The organism is Streptomyces omiyaensis, assembly GCF_014650895.1.
GTDB classification, from domain to species: Bacteria; Actinomycetota; Actinomycetes; order Streptomycetales; family Streptomycetaceae; genus Streptomyces; species Streptomyces omiyaensis.
On record NZ_BMVV01000003.1, the window covers coordinates 304,171 to 323,976 of the forward strand.

Annotated in this window: 16 protein-coding genes; 9 read left to right on the forward strand and 7 right to left on the reverse strand. The window is 72.7% G+C overall.

All coding sequences use genetic code 11. The features are described 5' to 3' along the window. Nucleotides 1-175: 175 nt before the first annotated feature. Nucleotides 176-2,032, reverse strand: a complete 1,857-nt coding sequence (locus tag IE287_RS06955; RefSeq protein ID WP_189848012.1) for an ABC transporter ATP-binding protein — start codon at nt 2,030-2,032, stop codon at nt 176-178. Continuing rightward, nucleotides 2,029-3,849, reverse strand: a complete 1,821-nt coding sequence (locus IE287_RS06960) for an ABC transporter ATP-binding protein (protein WP_189848013.1) — start codon at nt 3,847-3,849, stop codon at nt 2,029-2,031. The genes IE287_RS06955 and IE287_RS06960 overlap by 4 nt, the downstream gene beginning before the upstream one ends. Before the next feature lie 128 nt (nt 3,850-3,977). Here IE287_RS06960 and IE287_RS06965 point away from each other — a divergent pair, with 128 nt between their 5' ends. Next, nucleotides 3,978-5,219, forward strand: a complete 1,242-nt coding sequence (locus IE287_RS06965; RefSeq protein WP_189848014.1) for a hypothetical protein — start codon at nt 3,978-3,980, stop codon at nt 5,217-5,219. A gap of 18 nt (nt 5,220-5,237) precedes the next feature. Here IE287_RS06965 and glgX read toward each other — a convergent pair whose 3' ends face one another. Continuing rightward, nucleotides 5,238-7,439: a glycogen debranching protein GlgX gene (gene glgX / locus IE287_RS06970; RefSeq protein ID WP_189848015.1), complete on the reverse strand. Its 2,202-nt coding sequence runs from the start codon at nt 7,437-7,439 to the stop codon at nt 5,238-5,240. A 187-nt stretch (nt 7,440-7,626) separates the two neighbouring features. On the opposite strand from glgX, the gene IE287_RS06975 reads away from it, so the two are divergent. The 4 genes from IE287_RS06975 (at nt 7,627) to IE287_RS06990 (ending at nt 11,747) form a co-directional block, all read left to right on the forward strand. Next, nucleotides 7,627-8,844, forward strand: coding sequence for a L,D-transpeptidase (locus IE287_RS06975; protein ID WP_189848016.1), 1,218 nt, complete (start codon nt 7,627-7,629; stop codon nt 8,842-8,844). A 195-nt stretch (nt 8,845-9,039) separates the two neighbouring features. Beyond that, on the forward strand, nt 9,040-10,284 hold the full coding sequence (locus IE287_RS06980) for a L,D-transpeptidase (RefSeq protein ID WP_189848017.1): 1,245 nt from the start codon (nt 9,040-9,042) through the stop codon (nt 10,282-10,284). An 81-nt stretch (nt 10,285-10,365) separates the two neighbouring features. Further along, a complete protein-coding gene (locus tag IE287_RS06985) occupies nt 10,366-11,133 on the forward strand; it encodes an enoyl-CoA hydratase/isomerase family protein (RefSeq protein ID WP_189848018.1) in 768 nt (255 codons plus the stop codon). Between the two features lie 113 nt (nt 11,134-11,246). Then, nucleotides 11,247-11,747 carry an ATP-binding protein gene (locus IE287_RS06990; RefSeq protein ID WP_189848019.1) on the forward strand — a complete coding sequence of 167 codons (501 nt, stop codon included), beginning with the start codon at nt 11,247-11,249 and terminating at the stop codon, nt 11,745-11,747. Nucleotides 11,748-12,062: 315 nt separating this feature from the next. Here IE287_RS06990 and IE287_RS06995 read toward each other — a convergent pair whose 3' ends face one another. Next, entirely contained in the window at nt 12,063-12,701 is a 639-nt protein-coding gene (locus IE287_RS06995; protein ID WP_189848020.1) for an N-acetyltransferase, read from the reverse strand. Nucleotides 12,702-12,775: 74 nt separating this feature from the next. Between IE287_RS06995 and IE287_RS07000 the strand changes: the two genes are divergently transcribed. After that, complete coding sequence (locus tag IE287_RS07000) at nt 12,776-12,991, forward strand: EF-hand domain-containing protein (protein ID WP_015036303.1); 216 nt, start codon at nt 12,776-12,778, stop codon at nt 12,989-12,991. A 475-nt stretch (nt 12,992-13,466) separates the two neighbouring features. Then, nucleotides 13,467-13,706 (forward strand): hypothetical protein, encoded by a 240-nt coding sequence (locus tag IE287_RS07005; protein ID WP_189848021.1) that lies wholly within the window; start codon nt 13,467-13,469, stop codon nt 13,704-13,706. Nucleotides 13,707-13,776: 70 nt separating this feature from the next. On the opposite strand, the gene IE287_RS07010 is transcribed toward IE287_RS07005, so the two are convergent. Continuing rightward, nucleotides 13,777-14,397, reverse strand: a complete 621-nt coding sequence (locus tag IE287_RS07010; RefSeq protein WP_189848022.1) for a hypothetical protein — start codon at nt 14,395-14,397, stop codon at nt 13,777-13,779. A 59-nt stretch (nt 14,398-14,456) separates the two neighbouring features. Between IE287_RS07010 and IE287_RS07015 the strand changes: the two genes are divergently transcribed. Next, complete coding sequence (locus IE287_RS07015) at nt 14,457-15,500, forward strand: 5'-methylthioadenosine/S-adenosylhomocysteine nucleosidase (RefSeq protein WP_229883319.1); 1,044 nt, start codon at nt 14,457-14,459, stop codon at nt 15,498-15,500. After that, on the forward strand, nt 15,497-16,945 hold the full coding sequence (locus IE287_RS07020; RefSeq protein ID WP_189848024.1) for a hypothetical protein: 1,449 nt from the start codon (nt 15,497-15,499) through the stop codon (nt 16,943-16,945). The genes IE287_RS07015 and IE287_RS07020 overlap by 4 nt, the downstream gene beginning before the upstream one ends. A gap of 63 nt (nt 16,946-17,008) precedes the next feature. Here IE287_RS07020 and IE287_RS07025 read toward each other — a convergent pair whose 3' ends face one another. Both IE287_RS07025 and glyA read right to left on the reverse strand, forming a co-directional pair. After that, the gene (locus tag IE287_RS07025) at nt 17,009-18,379 is read right to left on the reverse strand and encodes an L-serine ammonia-lyase (RefSeq protein ID WP_189848025.1); all 1,371 of its coding nucleotides are present in this window, start codon (nt 18,377-18,379) and stop codon (nt 17,009-17,011) included. Between the two features lie 152 nt (nt 18,380-18,531). After that, a complete protein-coding gene (gene glyA, locus IE287_RS07030; protein WP_189848026.1) occupies nt 18,532-19,800 on the reverse strand; it encodes a serine hydroxymethyltransferase in 1,269 nt (422 codons plus the stop codon). Nucleotides 19,801-19,806 lie beyond the last annotated feature (6 nt).

Sequence of the window (19,806 nt, forward strand, 5' to 3'; positions counted from 1 at the left end):
TCCGCCCCGGTCCCGGCGATCCCGCGCGGACGGCCGGGCGGACCGTGCCTCCGGCATGCTCCGCCCGGTCCTTCCGGGTCCCCGGCGCCCCCGTGCGGCCCGCCGCCCGTCCCCGGCGCCCTCGCCCCCGCCCTTCCGCAGGCCCCCGCCCGCGAGGGCGGGGGCCCGACGCCCGTCAGCCCGTCAGGGAGTCGCGCCAGGCACGGTGGAGACCGGCGTAGCGGCCCTCGCCGCCGACCAGCCCGGCCGGCGTGCCGTCCTCGACGATCCGGCCCGCCTCCATCACCAGGACCCGGTCCGCGACCTCCACCGTGGAGAGGCGGTGGGCGATGACCACCGCCGTGCGGCCCGCCAGGACCGTGTCCATCGCGTGCTGCACCGCCCGCTCGCCCGGCACGTCGAGCGAGCTCGTCGCCTCGTCCAGGATGAGCACCGCCGGGTCCGCCAGGAGCGCCCGCGCGAAGGCCACCAGCTGGCGCTGGCCCGCCGAGATCCGGCCGCCCCGCTTCCGTACGTCGGTGTCGTAGCCGTCCGGCAGCCCCGCGATGAACTCGTGCGCGCCGATCGCCTTCGCCGCCCGCTCGACCTCCTCCCGGGTCGCGTCCGGACGCCCGATCGCGATGTTCTCCGCGACCGTCCCGGAGAACAGGAACGCCTCCTGCGTCACCATCACCACCCCGCGCCGCAGCTCCGGCGTGGCCAGCTCCCGCAGGTCGACGCCGTCCAGCAGCACCCGGCCGTCCGTCGGGTCGTAGAACCGCGCCAGCAGCTTCGCCAGCGTCGACTTGCCCGCGCCGGTCGCCCCGACCACCGCCACCGTCTGCCCGGCGGGGATCCGCAGGTCGAAGCGGGGCAGCACCTCGCCGCCCGTCCGGTAGGCGAACCGCACCCCGTCGAAGACGACCTCCCGGCCCGGCGCCGCCCCGGCCCGCTCCGGCAGCTCCCGCGGCGCCACCGCCTCCGGCACGCCCGGCTCCTGCGCCAGCAGACCCGCGATCTTGGCCAGCGAGGCCGCCGCCGACTCGTAGGAGTTGAGGAACATGCCGAGCCGGTCGATCGGGTCGTACAGCCGCCGCACGTACAGCACCGCCGCCGCCAGCACGCCCAGCTCCAGCGAACCTCCCGCCACCCGGTAGGCGCCCCACAGGCACATCCCGGCCACCGCCGTGTTCGCCACCAGCCGCGAACCGACCACGTAGCGGGCCATCTCCAGGAGCGCGTCGCCGTTGCTCCGCTCGTGCCGGTGGTTCAGCCCCGCGAACTCCGCGTCGTTCACCCGCTCCCGGCGGAAGGCCCGCACCGGCCGGATCCCGTTCATCGTCTCCGCGAACTTCACGATCACCCCGGCGATCGCCGTCGACCGCTCCGCGTACACCGCGCCCGCCCGCCGCCGGTACCTCCGCACCAGCAGGTACAGCGGCCCGAAGGAGGCCACCGCCACCGCGCCGATCCCCAGGTCCAGCCAGAGCAGCACCAGCGAGATCGACACGAAGGACAGCACCACCCCGATCAGCTCCTGGAGCCCCTCCGACAGCAGCTCCCGCAGCGACTCCACGTCCGTCGTCGACCGCGAGATCAGCCGCCCCGAGGTGTACCGCTCGTGGAAGTCCACGCTCAGCACCTGCGCGTGCCGGAAGATCCGCCCCCGCAGGTCGAGCAGCACGTCCTGGTTGATCCGCGCCGCGCCCCGCACGAAGACGTACTGGAGCGCCCCGGCGCCCACCGCGCACAGCAGGTAGCCGACCGCCACCGCGACCAGCGGACCGTGGTCCCCGGCCCGGAAGGCCGGCACCCCGCGGTCGATCGCGTACGCCACGAGCAGCGGGCCCGCCTGGACCGCCGCCTCCTTCACCAGCAGCACCAGGGCCGCCACCGCCACCCGGAAGCGGTGCGCGGCCAGCAGCGAGCGCAGCAGCGCCCCGGTCGCCCCGTGCGGCGCCGGCAGGTCGTCCCGGTCGAACGGATCGCCCGGACCGGCCTCCTCCCGCTCCTTCTCCGGCCGCTCCGGCTGCGCGAGCGTGGTCTCCGTCATCGCCCCGCGTCTCCCGTCTCCGCGGACCCCTCGCCCGCGGTCGCGCCCGACATCAGCCAGGCGTACTCGGCGCTGCTCCGCAGCAGTTCCTGATGGGTGCCGACCGCCGCGATCCGGCCCTCCGACAGCAGCGCCACCCGGTCGGCCAGCATCACCGTCGACGGGCGGTGCGCCACGACCAGCGCCGTCGTCTCCTTCAGCACCTCGCGCAGGGCCGCCTCGACCCGCGCCTCGGTGTGCACGTCCAGTGCCGAGAGCGGGTCGTCCAGCACCAGGAAGCGCGGCCGGCCGACCACCGCCCGGGCCAGTGCCAGCCGCTGCCGCTGCCCGCCCGAGAGGCTCAGCCCCTGCTCGCCGACCTGCGTCCCGGCCCCCTCGGGCAGCCGCCCGACGAAGCCGTCCGCCTGCGCGATGCCGAGCGCCCGGTCCAGCTCCGGCTGCCCGGCCGCCGCGCCCGCGCCCATCAGCACGTTCTCCCCGACGCTGGCCGAGAAGAGGGTCGGCTCCTCGAAGGCCACCGACACCAGCGACCGCAGCCGCTCCCGCTCCATCAGGGCGATGTCCTCGCCGTCCAGCAGGATCCGCCCGCCGCTCGCCTCGTGCAGCCGCGGCACCAGGGCCGTCAGCGTCGTCTTGCCGGAGCCGGTGGCCCCGACCAGCGCCAGCGTCTCGCCGGACCGCACGTGCAGGTCGACGCCGTCCAGGACGGGCGGGGTGCCGTCGGGCGCGTCCGGGAAGCGGAACGAGACGCCCTCGAACCGCAGCCCGCCGGAGGGACCCCCCGCCGGCCGGGTCCCCGCGGCCGGGTCCCGCTCCTCCTCCGCGTCCAGCACCTCGCAGTACCGCTCCGTCGCCGTCACCGCCTCCTGGCTCATCGCGAGCAGGAAGCCGATCGAGTCCACCGGCCAGCGCAGCGCCAGCGCCGTCGACAGGAAGGCCACCAGGGTGCCCGCCGACAGCCCGCCGTCCGCGACCCGCACCGAGCCCAGCACCAGCGCGGCGCCGATCGCCAGCTCCGGCAGGACCGTGATGAGCGCCCAGATCGTGGCCAGGAGCCGCGCCTTGGACAGCTCCGTGGAGCGCAGCAGCTCCGCGAGCCGGCGGAAGGCCTCCGCCTGGCTGCGGTGCCGGCCGAAGCCCTTCACGATCCGGATGCCGAGGACGCTCTCCTCCACCACCGTCGTCAGGTCGCCCACCTGGTCCTGCGCCCGCCGGGCCACCACCCCGTACCGCCGCTCGAAGTACGAGCAGAGCACCACCACCGGCACGACCGGGAGCAGCAGCACCAGGCCGAGCGACAGGTCCTGGGCGAGCAGCAGCGCGCAGCCGGCCAGGATCGTCACGCCGTTGACCACCAGGAAGGTCAGCGGGAAGGCCAGGAACATCCGGATGACCATGAGGTCGGTGGTGCCGCGCGAGAGCAGCTGCCCTGACGCCCACCGGTCGTGGAAGGCGATCGGCAGCCGCTGGAGCCGCCCGTACAGGTCCTCCCGCATCCGCGCCTCCACCGAGGAGAGCGGCCGGGCCACCAGCCACCGCCGCAGGCCGAACAGCGCGGCCTCGGCGATCCCGAGCAGCAGCAGGTAGAGTGCCCCCAGCCACACCCCGCCGGGGTCCCGGTCGGCGACCGGACCGTCCACCAGCCACTTCAGGACCAGCGGAATCACCAGGGAGAGGCAGGAGGCGACGATCGCGACGGCGCCGGCGGTGAAGAACCGCCCGCGCACGGGCCGGACGTACGGCCAGAGCCGCAGCAGCACCCGCACGGCCGAACGGCGGGCGGGGGCGGACTCGGAGGGAGCAGGTTTCTCGGGCATCAGGTCCGACCATACGAGTCGCCACTGACACCCCTCACCCGATTTTCGGACGGTGCCCCTCCGTGCGTCCGGCCCGGGGGCGTGCATAGGATCCCGGTTCTGATCACGACCAGGGGTGGGGAAGAAGCATGAGGATCCGGAAGAGACCCGGAGTGGCGGTCACCGCCGTGGCGCTGCTGACGGCGCTCGTCGGCTGCGAGGACCCGGCGGGCGGGGCGAAGGGCGCGGGGGAGAGCGGCGCGAGCCCGGCGGCGACCCCGACCCGGGCCGCCGTCCTCGACCTGCCGGTCCGGCGGCAGCCCTCCGCCGCGGCCTCCGCGCTGCCGGAGAGCGGTACGGCCCGCTTCACCGCGACCGTCACCTACGCCTCGGCCGGCGGGAGCGCGGTGGAGCGGACCGACGGCGTCCTCGACTGGGGGAAGGACGCCGCCCGCGCCGAACGGGTCCGCCGGACCCCGGCCGGATTCCCCGGCTCCCTCGCGGACGAGCTCGGCCTCGCGCCCGGGGCGACCGTGCGGCAGAGCTTCGCCGTCGAGGGCAACGAGGTCGCGTACCGCCCGCGGGGGGAGGCCTGGCTGAAGTACGCCGCCTCCGATCCCAAGGAGTTCGCCGACCGGGTCGACGGGGTCCTCGACCTCGCGGGCGACGCCGCCCCCTGGGGGCGCACCCTCGCGGAGGTGCTGAAGACCTCCTCCGCGGAGGAACGCGAGGCGCTGCCGGGCGGCGGGTTCCGGTACCGGACGAGCGTCGACGCGTACGGGGCGCACGTCGCGCTGCCGCCCGCCGTCGCCCGGCACGTCGGCCACGGCCCGGCCCGGCGGGTCGTCGTCGACCTCGACCGGGAGGGCCGGCTCGTGCGCGCCGAGGCCGACTTCGGGCCGCTGCTGAAGGAGCTGCACCGGGACGGGGAGCTGCGCGGGCTGACCGGGCTCCGGGTCGAGCTCGCCCTCACCGGGCACGGCACCCCCGTCACGGCCCTCGTTCCCGCCACCGAGCGCTTCGAGGCCGCGCGGACGGTGCTGACGCCGCTGGCGGAGGTGGAGCCCGGAGCCTGCGCCTCCGGGGACACCGGCCTCGACCACACCGGAGTGGTCCGCGTCGTTCGCTGCGGAGCCGGCGCCGACCTGCGGGTCTTCGGGCAGCGGAGGATCGACGAGACGGTGCGGAACGCGAACCCCGAGGGGCTCGGGGACCGGCTCGCCGCCGAGCGGTGCGGGCGGGACTTCCGCGCCGCACCGGCCGCCTGGACCTCCGGTGCCCGCCCGGCCGGCACGTACCGGGTCTCCGGCACCGAGCGGATCAGCTTCGTGTACACCGGCCCCGACGCCTCAGCGCGCGGCGACTTCACCTGCTACGTCCGCCTCCGCTGACCCCGCGGGCGGGTCTCCTCACCCCACCACCCTCAGCAGCACCACCGACCGCGCCCCCACCGGCAGGACCGCACCGCCGGGGTGGAGCGTGCCCGGGGGCGCGGACTGGTCGTCGAGGGCGGTGTCCAGGACGCGTTCGTAGGTCTGGGCCCAGGGCGCGGCGGGGAGCCGGAAGTCCAGGGGCTCCGGACCCGCGTGCAGGACGGCGAGGAAGCTGTCGTCGAGCACCTGTTCGCCGCGCTCGTCCCGGCCCGGTATGTCGCGGCCCGACAGGTAGAGGGCGAGCGTGGCCGAGGGGGCGTACCAGTCCCGCTCGGTCATCTCGGTGCCGTCCGGGCCGAACCAGGCCAGGTCCCGCAGCCCGTCCGCGCCCTGCGGGCGGCCGGAGAAGAAGGCGCGGCGGCGCAGCACCGGGTGCCGGTGGCGCAGGGCGAGCAGCCGCCGGGTGAGGGCGAGGAGCTGGGCGCGGCCGGGGTCCTCGGGGAGGGACCAGTCGAGCCAGCTCGTCTCGTTGTCCTGGCAGTACGCGTTGTTGTTGCCGCCCTGGGTGCGGCCCATCTCGTCGCCCGCGACGAGCATCGGCACGCCGGTGGAGAGCAGCAGCGTGGTGAGCAGGTTGCGCAGCTGGCGGAGCCGGAGGGCGCCGGTCTCCGGGTCGTCGGTCTCGCCCTCGGTGCCGCAGTTCCACGAGCGGTTGTCGTGGGTGCCGTCCCGGTTGCCCTCGCCGTTGGCCTCGTTGTGCTTGCGCTCGTACGTCACCAGGTCGCGCAGGGTGAAGCCGTCGTGGGCGGTGACGAAGTTGACGGAGGCGTAGGGCCGCCGGCCGCCCCAGGCGTAGAGGTCGCTGGAGCCGGAGAGCCGGTAGCCGAGGTCGCGGACGTCGGGCAGCGCGCCGCGCCAGAAGTCCCGTACGGCGTCCCGGTAGCGGTCGTTCCACTCGGTCCACAGGGGAGGGAAGGCGCCGACCTGGTAGCCGCCGTTGCCGACGTCCCAGGGCTCGGCGATGAGCTTGACCCGGCGCAGCACCGGGTCCTGGGCGATGACGGCGAGGAACGGCGACAGCATGTCGACGTCGTGCATCGACCGGGCCAGCGCCGCCGCCAGGTCGAAGCGGAAGCCGTCGACGCCCATCTCGGTGACCCAGTACCGCAGCGAGTCGGTGATGAGCCGGAGCACCTGCGGCTGGACGACGTGGAGGGTGTTGCCGCAGCCGGTGTAGTCGGCGTAGCGGCGGGCGTCGGACTGGAGCCGGTAGTAGCCGCGGTTGTCGATGCCCTTCAGGGAGAGGGTGGGGCCGAGCTCGCCCGCCTCCGCGGTGTGGTTGTAGACGACGTCGAGGATCACCTCGATGCCGGCCGCGTGCAGGGCCCGGACCATCCGCTTGAACTCGCCGACCTGCTGTCCGGTGGTGCCGGAGGAGGAGTAGCCGGCGTGCGGGGCGAAGTAGCCGATGGAGTTGTAGCCCCAGTAGTTGGTGAGGCCGCGGCGCAGCAGGTGGTCCTCGTGGGCGAACTGGTGGACCGGCAGCAGCTCGACCGCGGTCACCCCGAGCCGGACGAGGTGGTCGACCGCGGCCGGGTGGGCGAGCCCCGCGTAGGTGCCCCGGAGGTGTTCGGGGACGCCGGGGTGCCGGGCGGTGAAGCCCTTGACGTGGAGCTCGTAGATGACCGAGTCCTGCCAGGGCGTCTTGGGCCTGCGGTCGTCCGACCAGTCGTCGTCGTCCCGCACGACGACCCCCTTGGGGACGTGCGGGGCGGAGTCCCGCTCGTCGCGGACGGTGTCGGCGACGTGCTGCTGGGGCCAGTCCCGGACGTGCCCGTACACCTCGGGGGGCAGCGCGAACTCGCCGTCGACGGCCCGCGCGTACGGGTCGAGGAGGAGCTTCGCCGGGTTCCAGCGGGCGCCGGTCCACGGGTCCCACCGGCCGTGCACCCGGAAGCCGTACCGCTGTCCGGGCGCGATCCCGGGCACGAAGCCGTGCCAGATCTCGTGGGTGAGTTCGGTCAGCGGCAGCCGGGTCTCGGTGCCGTCCGGCGCGAAGAGGCAGAGTTCCACCGCCTCGGCGCCGCCCGCCCAGAGGGCGAAGTTGGTGCCCCGGGTCCCGTCCGGTCCCACCCGGCAGCGGGCCCCGAGCGGGGTGGGCGTCCCCGGCCACACCGGGGGTGCGGCCCGTCCCGGGGCATGCTCCGGTACCGCCTGCTGTTCGGCTGCGCTCGACACCGCCCTGGCCTCCCGCGGCTCCGGCGGGCCCGCGTGCCGGGGCCGGGGCGTCCCGGCCCCGGCCCCGCGCGTCCTCCCGCACCCTCGTGTACTGCCGTCCGTCCCCCCTGTTCTGCCCGCAGGGCCGTCCCCCCAACATGGCCCGCACGCACGTTTCCCCTGGAGGGGGGTCGTCGTTGGGCCACGCGTGACACGTGTATGGGTACGGGCCGGACAACTCCTCGCGGTCGCGGGGCTCCTCGTGGGTCTCGCCGGCTGCACCGGATCGGACGAGGAAGGAGGCGTCGGCCTGGGACTTCCCGGCAAGGCGCGGGCCCCCGGCGACGTGATCCGGGTCAGCCCGGAGGACGGCAGCCGGGCGGTTCCCCCGGAAGGGCCCCTGGAGGTGAGGGTGGACAGCGGGCGGCTCGAACGGGTGAGCGTGACCCAGGTGGCGGACGGGCGGCGCTCGGCCGTGCCCGGCGCGATCGGGACCGACGGGCTGCGCTGGCGGCCCGCGGAGGGCAGCCGGCTCGCGCTCGCGGCCAAGTACACCGTGGACGCGGTGGCGCTCGACGCGCACGGGCGCCGCTCGGCCCGGCACACCACCTTCACCACGGTGGTGCCGGAGAGCAGGTTCATCGGCTACTTCACGCCGGAGAACCGTTCCACTGTCGGCTCCGGCATGATCGTCTCCTTCGGCTTCAACCGTCCGATCGAGAACCGGGCCGCGGTGGAGCGGGCCATCCGGGTCACCTCCGACCCGCCGGTGGAGATCGTCGGCCACTGGTTCGGCAAGGAGCGGCTCGACTTCCGCCCGGCCGCCTACTGGGCGGCCGGCACGCGGGTGACGGTCGAGCTCGGGCTGCGGGACGTCGAGGGCGCCCCCGGCGTCTACGGCATCCAGCGCAAGACGGTCGGCTTCACCGTCGGCCGCTCCCAGGTCTCGCTCGTCGACGCCGCCGCCCACACCATGCAGGTGCGGCGGGACGGGCGGGTGCTGGCGACGCTGCCGATCACCGCGGGCGCGCCGAAGACCACCACGTACAACGGCAAGATGGTGGTGACCGAGCTGTACGACGTGACCCGGATGAACGGGGCCACCGTCGGCTTCGGCGGCGAGTACGACATCAAGGACGTGCCCCACGCGATGCGGCTCACCGAGTCCGGGACCTTCATCCACGGCAACTACTGGGCCGACGAGTCCACCTTCGGCTCGGCCAACGTCAGCCACGGCTGCGTGGGGCTGCGGGACGTGAAGGGCGGCGGCTCCGACACCCCCGCCGGCTGGTTCTTCGACCGGAGCCTGATCGGCGACGTGGTCGAGGTGGTCAACTCCCAGGACCGGGAGGTCGCCCCGGACAACGGCCTCGGCGGCTGGAATCTGGACTGGGCGGAGTGGACGGCGGGGTCCGCGCTCCGCTGACCCCTCCCGCCCGGCCCGGGGCCGGGCGCGCGCCGCTCCCCGCGCGCCTCCGGCCCCGGATCGACTGGGACTGAACGGTGACATTCGCGTGGAACTTTCGTGTCTTCCGGTGTGATTATCTAGCGCCGTGCGCGGGACGTGCGTACGGGGGTGGGGCCGGCCGGGAGGCGGGCCGTGCGAGGGGAGAAGACCAGAATGAACGGGCAGCCGATATCGGGGACGTCGGCGCGGCGACGGGGCGTTCGCCTCGGTGCCCTCGCCACGGGGGCGCTGCTGCTGGTCCTGACCGCCTGCGGCGGGGAGGACCCGGCCGCGACGGGCGGTGGCGCCGGCGCCAAGGGCACCGGCCGGGGGACCTCCGCACCCGACAACGCCGCCTCCCAGGCGGTCGTGACCATCCTGCCGAAGGACGGCGCCGACTCGGTCGCCACCAGCGGGGCCCTCAAGGTCACCGCGGAGCAGGGCAAGCTGTCGACCGTGACCGTCGCGGACTCGAAGGGCACCGCGGTCGAGGGGAAGATCTCGGCGGACGGCGCGAGCTGGGAGCCGCTGGCCCACCTGGCGGGCGGCACCCAGTACAAGGTCCACGCGATCGCCAAGGACGCCGAGGGCCGCGAGTCGGCGAAGGACACCACCTTCACCACGCTGGTCCCGAAGAACACCTTCATCGGCCATTACACGCCGGAGGCCGGGACGACCGTCGGCGTGGGCATGCCGGTCTCCATCAACTTCACCCGGGGCATCACCGACCCGGAGGCCGTGGAGAAGGCCATCAAGGTGACGGCCGTGCCGGCCGTCGAGATCGAGGGCCACTGGTTCGGCAACGACCGCCTCGACTTCCGCCCCGAGGAGTACTGGAAGGCCGGGACGAAGGTCACCGTCGAGCTCAACCTGGACGGCGTCGAGGGCCGCCCGGGCGTCTACGGCAAGCAGAAGAAGACGTACTCCTTCACCATCGGCCGCCGTCAGGTCTCCACGGTCGACGCGAGCGCCAAGACGATGAAGGTCGAGCGCGACGGGCAGATCATCAAGACCCTGCCGATCACCGCGGGCGCCCCGTCCACGACCACGTACAACGGCCAGATGGTCATCAGCGAGAAGTACAAGGTGACCCGCATGAACGGGGCCACGGTGGGCTTCGGCGGCGAGTACGACATCAAGGACGTGCCGCACGCGATGCGCCTGTCCACCTCCGGCACCTTCGTGCACGGCAACTACTGGGCCCCGAAGTCCACCTTCGGCTCCCAGAACGTCAGCCACGGCTGCGTCGGCCTCTCGGACACCCGGGGCGCGGGCGACAGCTCCACCCCCGCCGCCTGGTTCTTCGACCGCTCGATCATCGGTGACGTCGTCGTCGTGAAGAACTCGAAGGACAAGCAGATCAAGCCGGAGAACGGCCTCAACGGCTGGAACATGTCCTGGTCGGAGTGGACCGCGTAAGGTCCCCCTCCGCGCGGCGGGCCCGGTGCTGTGAGCAACGGCACCGGGCCCGTCCGCGTTAACGCGCACTAACCTCTTCCCATGACTGTGAACCTCGAAGTCGCCGACGGCGTCGGCACGATCCGCCTCGACCGTCCGCCGATGAACGCCCTGGACATCGCCACCCAGGACCGGCTGCGCGAGCTGGCCCGGGAGGCCACCGACCGCGACGACGTGCGGGCCGTGGTCCTCTACGGCGGAGAGAAGGTCTTCGCCGCCGGCGCGGACATCAAGGAGATGCAGGTCATGGACCACGTGGCCATGGTCGAGCGGTCGCGCGCGCTCCAGGACTCCTTCACCGCCGTCGCCCGCATCCCCAAGCCGGTCGTCGCCGCGATCACCGGCTACGCCCTCGGCGGCGGCTGCGAGCTCGCCCTCTGCGCCGACTACCGGATCGCCGCCGACGACGCGAAGCTGGGCCAGCCGGAGATCCTGCTCGGCCTGATCCCCGGTGCCGGCGGCACCCAGCGGCTCTCCCGCCTGGTCGGCCCCTCCCGCGCCAAGGACCTCATCTTCACCGGCCGGATGGTGAAGGCCGACGAGGCGCTCACCCTCGGCCTGGTCGACCGGGTCGTCCCGGCCGCCGAGGTGTACGCGCAGGCGCACGCCTGGGCCGCGAAGCTGGCGCAGGGCCCGGCGGTGGCGCTGCGCGCCGCCAAGGAGGCCGTCGACCAGGGTCTGGAGACCGACATCGACACCGGCCTCGCCCTCGAGCGCACCTGGTTCTCCGCGCTGTTCGCCACCGCGGACCGGGAGACCGGCATGCGCAGCTTCGTCGAGGAGGGCCCGGGCAAGGCGAAGTTCGCCTGACGGTCCGCGGGGCCGGGCGGATCCGACGGTCCGTCACGGCGACGCGCCGCCCCGCGGGGGCCATTCCACCGGAACGGCCCCCGCGCTCCGTCTCCTGCGGCCATGATGGGGGCATGGCGGGCCTGGAGAGCAGGGAACAACCACGGCAGGGCGGCGTGCCCGCCGCTCGGTGGACACCGACCCTGGAGGACGACGAGGCCCTCGCGGCGATGGACCGGTTCGGCAATCCCGCGGAGGCGGACGTCCGTCTGCCGTCGCAGCCGGAGTCGGCCCGGACCGCCCGCCGGATGACGCGGTACGTGGTGCTGCGGCAGTGGGGGCTGGGCCCGACCCTCGCCGAGCACGCGGTCCTGCTCGTCTCCGAACTGGTCGGCAACGCGGTCCGGCACACCGGCGCCCGGGTCTTCGCGCTGCGCGCCCTGCGGCGCCCCGGCCGGATCCGGATCGAGGTGCGCGACCCCTCGCGCGGGCTGCCGTGCCTGATGCCGGTGGCGGAGCTGGACGTCAGCGGCCGGGGCCTCTTCCTCGTCGACAAGCTCTCCGACCGGTGGGGGGTCGACCTCGGGCCGCGCGGCAAGACGACCTGGTTCGAGATGCGGGTCACCGACCGCTGAGGCCGGCCCGGCCCCGGACGCACGGAAGCCCCCGTGTGCCGTGGTGAGGCAGGAGGGGGCTTCCGTGTGATGCGCCGTGGACGGGGGGGTGTATCCACGGCCGCTTGGTCGACCTGGCCCGGGTCAATGGGGGTCGTGACATCGACTATGACAGACGGCGGGCCACACCGCCAAGCGCCCGTATCGTTATCAATACGGACATACATGCACGTTTTAACTGTGAATCGTTGGTGACGTGCAGCACCCACCTTGAAAACTGTGAATGACTATGCGGTTCATCGATTGTTTCCCTCGATCATCCACATAGTGGACGCCTCAGGTGGCGGTGAGCAGCGCCTCCGACGCCACCGGCCGGTACCCCGCCGCCTGGAAGGTCCGCACGCTGCGCGCGTTGCCCGGGGACTGCTGCGCCCACACCACGGCGTCCGGCGTCAGGTGGCGTGCCGCCGTGGCGAGCGCCCGGCCGAGGCCCCGGTGGCGCGCCTCCTCGTCCACCTCGATCGCCGCCTCCAGGCGTCCGGCGACCCCGCGCCCCAGGATCAGCACGCCGCCGTCGGCCGCCCACACCCGCACGTCGTCCCGGTACTTCAGCGCCCGGGCCACCCGGGGGTGCTCCGGGTCCTCGATCTCGCGCAGCTCCAGCGGCGGCGGCCCGGGCAGGGCGTCGGCGACGGTCAGCAGGTCGATCGTGTTCATCCGCCGGCCCGTCCGCTCCATCAGCCGCACCAGGAAGCCGGGGTTCATGCTCGCCGCCAGCGGATCGCTCCCGGTCGCGGCCAGCCGGTCCCGCACCCACTCCGGATCGACGTCGGCGAAGACCACCGAGTGGGCGGTGAAGGCCAGTACCCCGGCGTCCCGCGGGTCCGGCTGCGGGACCACCGTCGTCCCGCCGTCCATGGCGGGGAACTCCCCGCGCGCCGCCGCCGCCAGGATCCGTGTCACGTCACTGCTCATACCGCCATCATCGGGCACCGTACGGCCAGCTAATCTGACCCCCGTCAGAACAGCACCGAGAAGGGGCGGAAGCAGTGGCGGACATCGAGTCGGCACGCACGGCATTCAACCGGTACGACGTGGACGGGGACGGCTTCATCACCGCCGCGGAGTACAAGAGCGTCATGGCCCAGCTGGGTGACTTCAACGTCACCGAGACCGTGGCCGAGGCCCTCATCAAGCAGCGCGACGACAACGGCGACGGCCGTCTGTCGTGGGACGAGTTCTGGTCCCACCTCAGCAAGGCGTGACCCGGGTCTGACCCGTCCCGTGACCGGGGCCGGGCCGGCGTCCACCCCGCGTGGCCGCCCGTCCCGGGCCCGGTGACGACCGTCCGGCGACGTCTCCCGGACCCCTCGGCGCCCCGGCGCCCCGGCCCGCGCGGGCTCCGCCCCCGGCGCCCGGTCGCGCGCCACCGGCAGGGCGGTGCCCCGGGCGCCAGGGCCGCGGGGAGCCCCACCACGGCCCGTACGGCCTCCGCGGACGGCCCGCCGGCCGGCAGGCCCGCCGATCGCCGCCAGGGCCCCGCGACCCGGCCGTACCGGCGCCGGTCGCAGAGCCGGGCCGGCGGAAATCGGCCGCGGGCCCGGAATCCGGCCATCCGTGCGGAGGCTGGTCTGGACCTATTGCCCGCGAGGGGGCGCGCCGATACGTTTCCTCCCGGCTGCGCAGCCGGAACAAAACCCACCGCACCGCATCGCATCGTTCATTTCAGGAGGACATGCCATGTACCGTCGCGTCGCAGCCGCCCTCGCCACCGCCGCCACCGCCGGGGCCCTCGCCCTCGGCGCCGCCGGCACCGCCGAGGCCGCCGGCCCCGGCTTCTACCCGCGCAGCCACCACTCCTCGTACGCCGAGTGCCAGGCCGCGGGCCAGGCCGGCGAGTGGATGTGGGGCAAGATCTACTTCTGCGAGCCCTTCGCCCCGAGCCGCCCGGACGTCTACGTCCTCTGGGTCCGCTTCTGACCCGAACGGGAAACGGCCGGTCCCGTGGGGGCGGGACCGGCCGGCTGGCGGGGGAGCGGTGAGGGGTCGCTCAGGATGCCTCCCGTCCCTCCCCGAGGGGCACCGCTGCCGGATGCGGCCCGGAGGAGCCGAGGAACCCCGCGTACAACAGGATCTGGACGGCCAGGCCGAGGACTGTCGCGGCCTCGATCCAGGACAGTGCCAGCAGCGCTTTGCCGTTCCCCTCCTTGCTCCAGAAGAACGTCAGTCCGCCGAGCGGCACGAGGCAGAAGGTGGCGACGTCCACCAGGCACTGGAGCTTCTTCCGCGACGTCCGGCGGGAGTCCGAGCGGTGCGCCGTCTCCCATCCGAAGAGCTCTGGAGCGCCGGTCGCCCCGTCCACGCGGGCGGCCAGACCGGGACGCAGGGTGGAGCGGACGTAGCCGCCTATGGCCGAGATCTTCTCGTCGTTGACCACGTAGGTCCACCCGAGGACCACGCACACTGGAGGCAGGGCCAGCAGCAACGTCGCCGACCGCGTCTGCGCGGCGGCGGCGATGACGGCGGTGACGGCGGCCAGGGTCACGTAGAGCAGGTTGTCGCGGAACCCGATCCGGGCCCGCTGCTCCTCCTTGATCGCCTGGTACTCCGCCAGCATGAGGTCCACCACGGTCCGGTTCTCTCCCGAGCCGGACGGACGATCGGTGCTCATTCTCATCCCACCCCTTCAACGAGACTGCTCTGGCGCAGAGTTGGAATTACACTATGCGCATGGTGGACGCACTGCCGCTTGCCGTGGTTCTGACCGCGCTGCCTGTCGAGTATCAAGCCGTCAGAGTCCTGGTCACCGATACCGAAGACATCTCCCATCCGAGCGGCACCCGTGTGGAAGTCGGGCTCCTGTCCGGCACTCGATGGCGCGTTGCGCTGGTCGAGACCGGGGTGGGTGCCGGGGTGACGGCCGTGCTCACCGAACGGCTCGTCCAGTGGCTGAGTCCCCGGGCCGTCTTCTTCGTGGGCGTGGCCGGTGGGCTCAAGGACGACATCGCCCTCGGCGACGTCGTCGTGGCGACCAAGGTGTACGCCATCCACGGGGGCAAGTACGTGCAGGGGGGCTTCCAGGTCCGGCCGCAGGCGTGGTCGGCCTCCCACCGCCTGGAGCAGGCTGCCCGGGCCGCTCTGCGCGGCAGTCCGGGCGTGCACTTCAAACCGATCGCCTCGGGAGACGTCGTGATGGCCGACGAACTCTCCGAAGTCGCGGCCCTGCTCCGGTCCCACTACAACGACGCGGCAGCCCTGGAGATGGAGGGCGCCGGCCTGGTGGAGGCCGCGCACCTCACGGGCGGACTGGACGCCTTGGTCGTGCGGGGCATCAGTGACAAGGCCGACCGGAACAAGTCCCTCGTGGACGCGGCGGGATCACACGAGCGGGCGGCCGACAGGGCGGCCGGCGCCTTGGCCGAGATCGTCGCCCTGCTCGAGTCGGCACCCGGCTCCACGGTGCAGCCGGAGCAGCGTCCCTCTGCTCCGGCGCAGCTCTTCCCCATTCTCGAAGGGTGGAGCCTCTCCGACGACCACTACGAGGCCCTGGGAGCGGTGGCCAAGCACGCCGGGCATGCATCCGGCGGCCGGCTGGAGCAGGCCGCCGTTGTCCGGGTCGTCACCGAGGCGCTCTCCCATCTGCAGGAGGAACGGAGGCAGGAGGTGCTGCGGTCGCTCATCGAACGTCGCTTACTGAGCATGAGTCCGAGCGGCCGCGTCGAAGTCTCACCGCACGGCATACAGGCCCTCGTCAGGAAGAGGAAGGCTCAATGACCCAGCCGGACCGTGAATTCAGCATCTTCCGTGCCTTGCAGGAGGCGGGCGAAGGGGTTCTCGACATCCCCAGCCTGTCCGTCCTCCGCTACAAGTCCCCGAGCGTGCTCATCGCCGAGTTCCAGGCGACCTGGGGCGTGGAGCCCAAGGCGGTGGCGCTTCCCGTGGCGGAGGCCGACGGCTTCCTGTACGAGGTACAAGGGCTGCGCGGTGTCCCGATGTCCAGCTACGCCCAGCCCACCCAGAACCTCCGGGCCTTCGAGGACGTCGTCAAGGTCTTCCTCGGGCTGGGGAAGAACATCATCCTGACTCTCTGCCCCACCATGGGCTACATCCCCGGAGAGGGCCTGCAGCTCCGGGACATCAGCGGCGCGAGCTCCCCCCAGCTGTGCTTCGCCAACCCCCGCTCCTCCGAGGTCCTCGGAGCGATCCTCGGCACCGGGATCGACATCGTGCGGCGCGTGTCCTCCAAGACCGCCGGCGTCGGCCTCCAGGGAATCGCCATCGACGTCACGGATCTGTGGGGCATGAGTGGCGAGCTCGGCAGGGTCGAGGCGACCTGCTTCTGCACCAGCTGCACCCAGCACTTCACGGACACCGCCCCGGACCTGCTGAAGCACTTCAGGACGTTCCCCAACCCGTGGAGCCTGCTGCTGAGGCCCACGGACACCGGGATCGACTACGTGAGCGAGGTGTCCCCGGGGATGACGCCCGAGGAGGTCGTCGGGATCGCCCGCCAGCGGAGGTACGTGGAGCAGTTCCCGAACGCGGACCAGAGCGAACTGCTCGAACACGCCACCCTCCTCCTCCGCTACATGCGGAGTCGGCACGCCCTGACCATCGGCGCGATCGGCGCCCTCCTCGACTACGCCACCGAGGGCCTCGACGAGACGTACACCCGCATCCTGATCATGGAGGGGGAGACCTACGGCTGGACGTCCGGCCTGTGGATCGAGGAACTCGACACCGAGTTCGACGACGAGGGGAACCGGAGCTACGACGAGATCTGGTTCAACGTGACGCCCGGCTACCTCCCGCAGACCGTTCCCTACCGTGCCTACATGTGGCGCCGGAGCCGTTACACGATCAACAACTTCTTCGATCTGGCGGGAAGCCTCTCCAACGCCTCGATGCGGGTGAACACCATGCTCAGCCAGAGGAGCATCGAGGAGTGCAGGCGCATGGTGGCGGACCACTGGCAGCGGGTGCACGGCAGCGCGCTGAGCTCCCAGGCTGCCCTGGTGATGCTGCCGAAGGACTCCGAGAGGGCGCTGGAGAAGAAGATCCGGCGGGGCTTCGTGGGAGTCGGTCTCGACCGTGAGTTCGGTGACCGGTTCAGTGATCAGCTGGCGATCCTGCCCGGCCGGGCGGACACCGCGGCCCGCCCGGTGCCGGACATCGACCTCGCCTCGATCCTCTACCGGCTCCGGGAGGGCCAGGCCTGATTCGCCCGGAGGGGCGGAGGGGCGGCCGGTGGCCCTGGCCGTCCCCTCCCGCCACCACCGGCATCAGCACTCGATGATGTTGACCGCGAGGCCGCCGCGCGCGGTCTCCTTGTACTTCACGCTCATGTCGGCGCCGGTCTCCTTCATGGTCTTGATGACCTTGTCGAGGGAGACCAGGTGGCTGCCGTCGCCGCGCATCGACATCTTCGCCGCGGTGACGGCCTTGACCGCGGCCATGCCGTTCCGCTCGATGCAGGGGATCTGGACCAGGCCGCCGACCGGGTCGCAGGTCAGGCCCAGGTTGTGCTCCATGCCGATCTCGGCCGCGTTCTCCACCTGCTCCGGGGAGCCGCCCAGGACCTCGGCCAGCGCGCCCGCCGCCATCGAGCAGGCCGAACCGACCTCGCCCTGGCAGCCGACCTCCGCGCCGGAGATCGAGGCGTTCTCCTTGAAGAGCATGCCCACCGCGCCCGCCGCCAGCATGAAGCGCACGATGCCGTCCTCGTCGGCGCCCGGGACGAAGTTCGTGTAGTAGTGCAGGACCGCGGGGATGATGCCGGCCGCGCCGTTGGTCGGGGCGGTCACCACCCGGCCGCCGGCCGCGTTCTCCTCGTTCACCGCCATCGCGTAGAGGGTGATCCACTCCATCGCGTGCATCGCCGGGTCGCCCTCGGAGCGCAGCTTGCGGGCCAGGGTCGAGGCGCGGCGCCGGACCTTCAGGCCGCCCGGCAGGATGCCCTCGCGGGACATGCCGCGCGAGACGCAGGCCTGCATGACCCGCCAGATCTCCAGCAGGCCCGCCCGGATCTCGTCCTCGGTGCGCCAGGCCTTCTCGTTCTCCATCATCAGCGAGGAGATCGACAGGCCGGTCTCCCTCGCCAGGCGCAGCAGCTCGTCACCGGTGCGGAAGGGGTACTTCAGGACGGTGTCGTCGGGGATGATCGGGTCCTCGCCGGCGACCGCGTCCTCGTCGACGACGAAGCCGCCGCCGACCGAGTAGTACGTCTTCTCCAGCACGAGCCCGCCCTCGGCGTCGTACGCGAAGACCGTCATGCCGTTGGCGTGGTAGGGCAGCGCCTTGCGCCGGTGCAGGACCAGGTCGGCGTCGAAGTCGAAGGGGATGTCGTGGGCGCCGAGCAGGTTGATCCGCCCGCTCGCCTTGATCCGCTCGAACTCCTCGTCGGCGCGCTCCACGTCGACGGTGCGGGGCGAGTTGCCCTCCAGGCCCAGCAGGACCGCCTTCGGAGTGCCGTGGCCGTGGCCGGTGGCGCCCAGCGAGCCGTACAGCTCCGCCCGCACCTTCGCCGTCCCCGCCAGCAGCCCCTCGTTCTTCAGCCGGCGGGCGAACATCCGGGCCGCGCGCATCGGGCCCACCGTGTGGGAGCTCGACGGACCGATGCCGATCGAGAACAGGTCGAAGACCGAGATGGCCACGGGGAACTCCTTGTGGGGCTAGACGCCGTTGTCTGCCGGGGTGATGCAGAGAAGCGCACGGGGGCAAAGGGGTGGGGCACCGCGCTCACTGTCCAGTGTGCGCGGTGCCCCGGAGCTTCGTACGAATGAAACCGGAACTAAAGCGTACGAAATTACTTCAGGCCGGGGTACAGCGGGTGCTTGTCGGCCAGCGCGGTGACGCGGGCCTTCAGCGCCTCGGCCTTGGCCTCGTCGAAGCCCGGCTTCAGGGTCTCGGCGATGATGTCGGCGACCTCGGTGAAGTCCCCGGCGTCGAAGCCGCGGGTGGCGAGGGCCGGCGTGCCGATGCGCAGGCCGGAGGTGACCATCGGCGGGCGCGGGTCGTTCGGAACGGCGTTCCGGTTGACCGTGATGCCGACCTCGTGGAGGCGGTCCTCGGCCTGCTGGCCGTCGAGCTCGGAGTCGCGCAGGTCCACCAGGACCAGGTGCACGTCCGTGCCGCCGGAGAGCACCGAGACGCCGTGCGCCGTGACGTCGTCCCGGACCAGGCGCTCGGCCAGGATCCGGGCGCCGTCCAGGGTGCGCTGCTGGCGCTCCTTGAACTCCTCCGAGGCCGCGACCTTGAAGGAGACGGCCTTGGCCGCGATCACGTGCTCCAGCGGACCGCCCTGGAAGCCCGGGAAGACCGAGGAGTTCAGCTTCTTCGCGAACTCCTTCTTCGCCAGGATGATGCCGCCGCGCGGGCCGCCGAGCGTCTTGTGCGTGGTGGAGGTCACCACGTCCGCGTACGCGACCGGGTTCGGGTGCAGACCGGCCGCGACCAGACCCGCGAAGTGGGCCATGTCGACCCACAGGTAGGCCTCGACCTCGTCGGCGATCCGGCGGAACTCCGCGAAGTCCAGCTGGCGCGGGTACGCCGACCAGCCGGCGATGATCACCTTCGGGCGGTGCTCCTTGGCGAGGCGCTCGACCTCGGCCATGTCGACCAGGCCGGCGTCGTCCACGTGGTACGCGACCACGTTGAACTGCTTGCCCGAGAAGTTCAGGCGCATGCCGTGGGTGAGGTGGCCGCCGTGCGCCAGGTCGAGCCCGAGGATCGTGTCGCCCGGCTGGGCGATCGCGAAGAGCGCGGCCTGGTTGGCGGAGGCGCCGGAGTGCGGCTGCACGTTGGCGTACTCGGCACCGAACAGGTCCTTGATCCGGTCGATCGCGATCTGCTCGGCCACGTCGACGTGCTCGCAGCCGCCGTAGTAGCGGCGGCCCGGGTAGCCCTCGGCGTACTTGTTGGTGAGGACGGAGCCCTGGGCCTCCATGACCGCGACCGGAGCGAAGTTCTCCGAGGCGATCATCTCGAGGGTGGACTGCTGGCGGCGGAGCTCGGCGTCGACGGCGGCGGCGACGTCCGGGTCCAGCTCGTGGAGGGGAGTGTTCAGAAGCGACATGAAGCG

Bases quoted from the DNA above. Each gene is read 5' to 3' on its own strand.
- glyA (WP_189848026.1), bottom strand. From the start codon at position 19,800: ATGTCGCTTCTGAACACTCCCCTCCACGAGCTGGACCCGGACGTCGCC.
- IE287_RS07015 (WP_229883319.1), top strand. From the start codon at position 14,457: ATGGTGGACGCACTGCCGCTTGCCGTGGTTCTGACCGCGCTGCCTGTC.
- IE287_RS07010 (WP_189848022.1), bottom strand. From the start codon at position 14,397: ATGAGCACCGATCGTCCGTCCGGCTCGGGAGAGAACCGGACCGTGGTG.
- IE287_RS06955 (WP_189848012.1), bottom strand. From the start codon at position 2,032: ATGACGGAGACCACGCTCGCGCAGCCGGAGCGGCCGGAGAAGGAGCGG.
- IE287_RS06995 (WP_189848020.1), bottom strand. From the start codon at position 12,701: ATGAGCAGTGACGTGACACGGATCCTGGCGGCGGCGGCGCGCGGGGAG.
- IE287_RS06990 (WP_189848019.1), top strand. From the start codon at position 11,247: ATGGCGGGCCTGGAGAGCAGGGAACAACCACGGCAGGGCGGCGTGCCC.
- IE287_RS07005 (WP_189848021.1), top strand. From the start codon at position 13,467: ATGTACCGTCGCGTCGCAGCCGCCCTCGCCACCGCCGCCACCGCCGGG.
- IE287_RS06960 (WP_189848013.1), bottom strand. From the start codon at position 3,849: ATGCCCGAGAAACCTGCTCCCTCCGAGTCCGCCCCCGCCCGCCGTTCG.
- IE287_RS06980 (WP_189848017.1), top strand. From the start codon at position 9,040: ATGAACGGGCAGCCGATATCGGGGACGTCGGCGCGGCGACGGGGCGTT.
- IE287_RS06985 (WP_189848018.1), top strand. From the start codon at position 10,366: ATGACTGTGAACCTCGAAGTCGCCGACGGCGTCGGCACGATCCGCCTC.
- IE287_RS07020 (WP_189848024.1), top strand. From the start codon at position 15,497: ATGACCCAGCCGGACCGTGAATTCAGCATCTTCCGTGCCTTGCAGGAG.
- IE287_RS06965 (WP_189848014.1), top strand. From the start codon at position 3,978: ATGAGGATCCGGAAGAGACCCGGAGTGGCGGTCACCGCCGTGGCGCTG.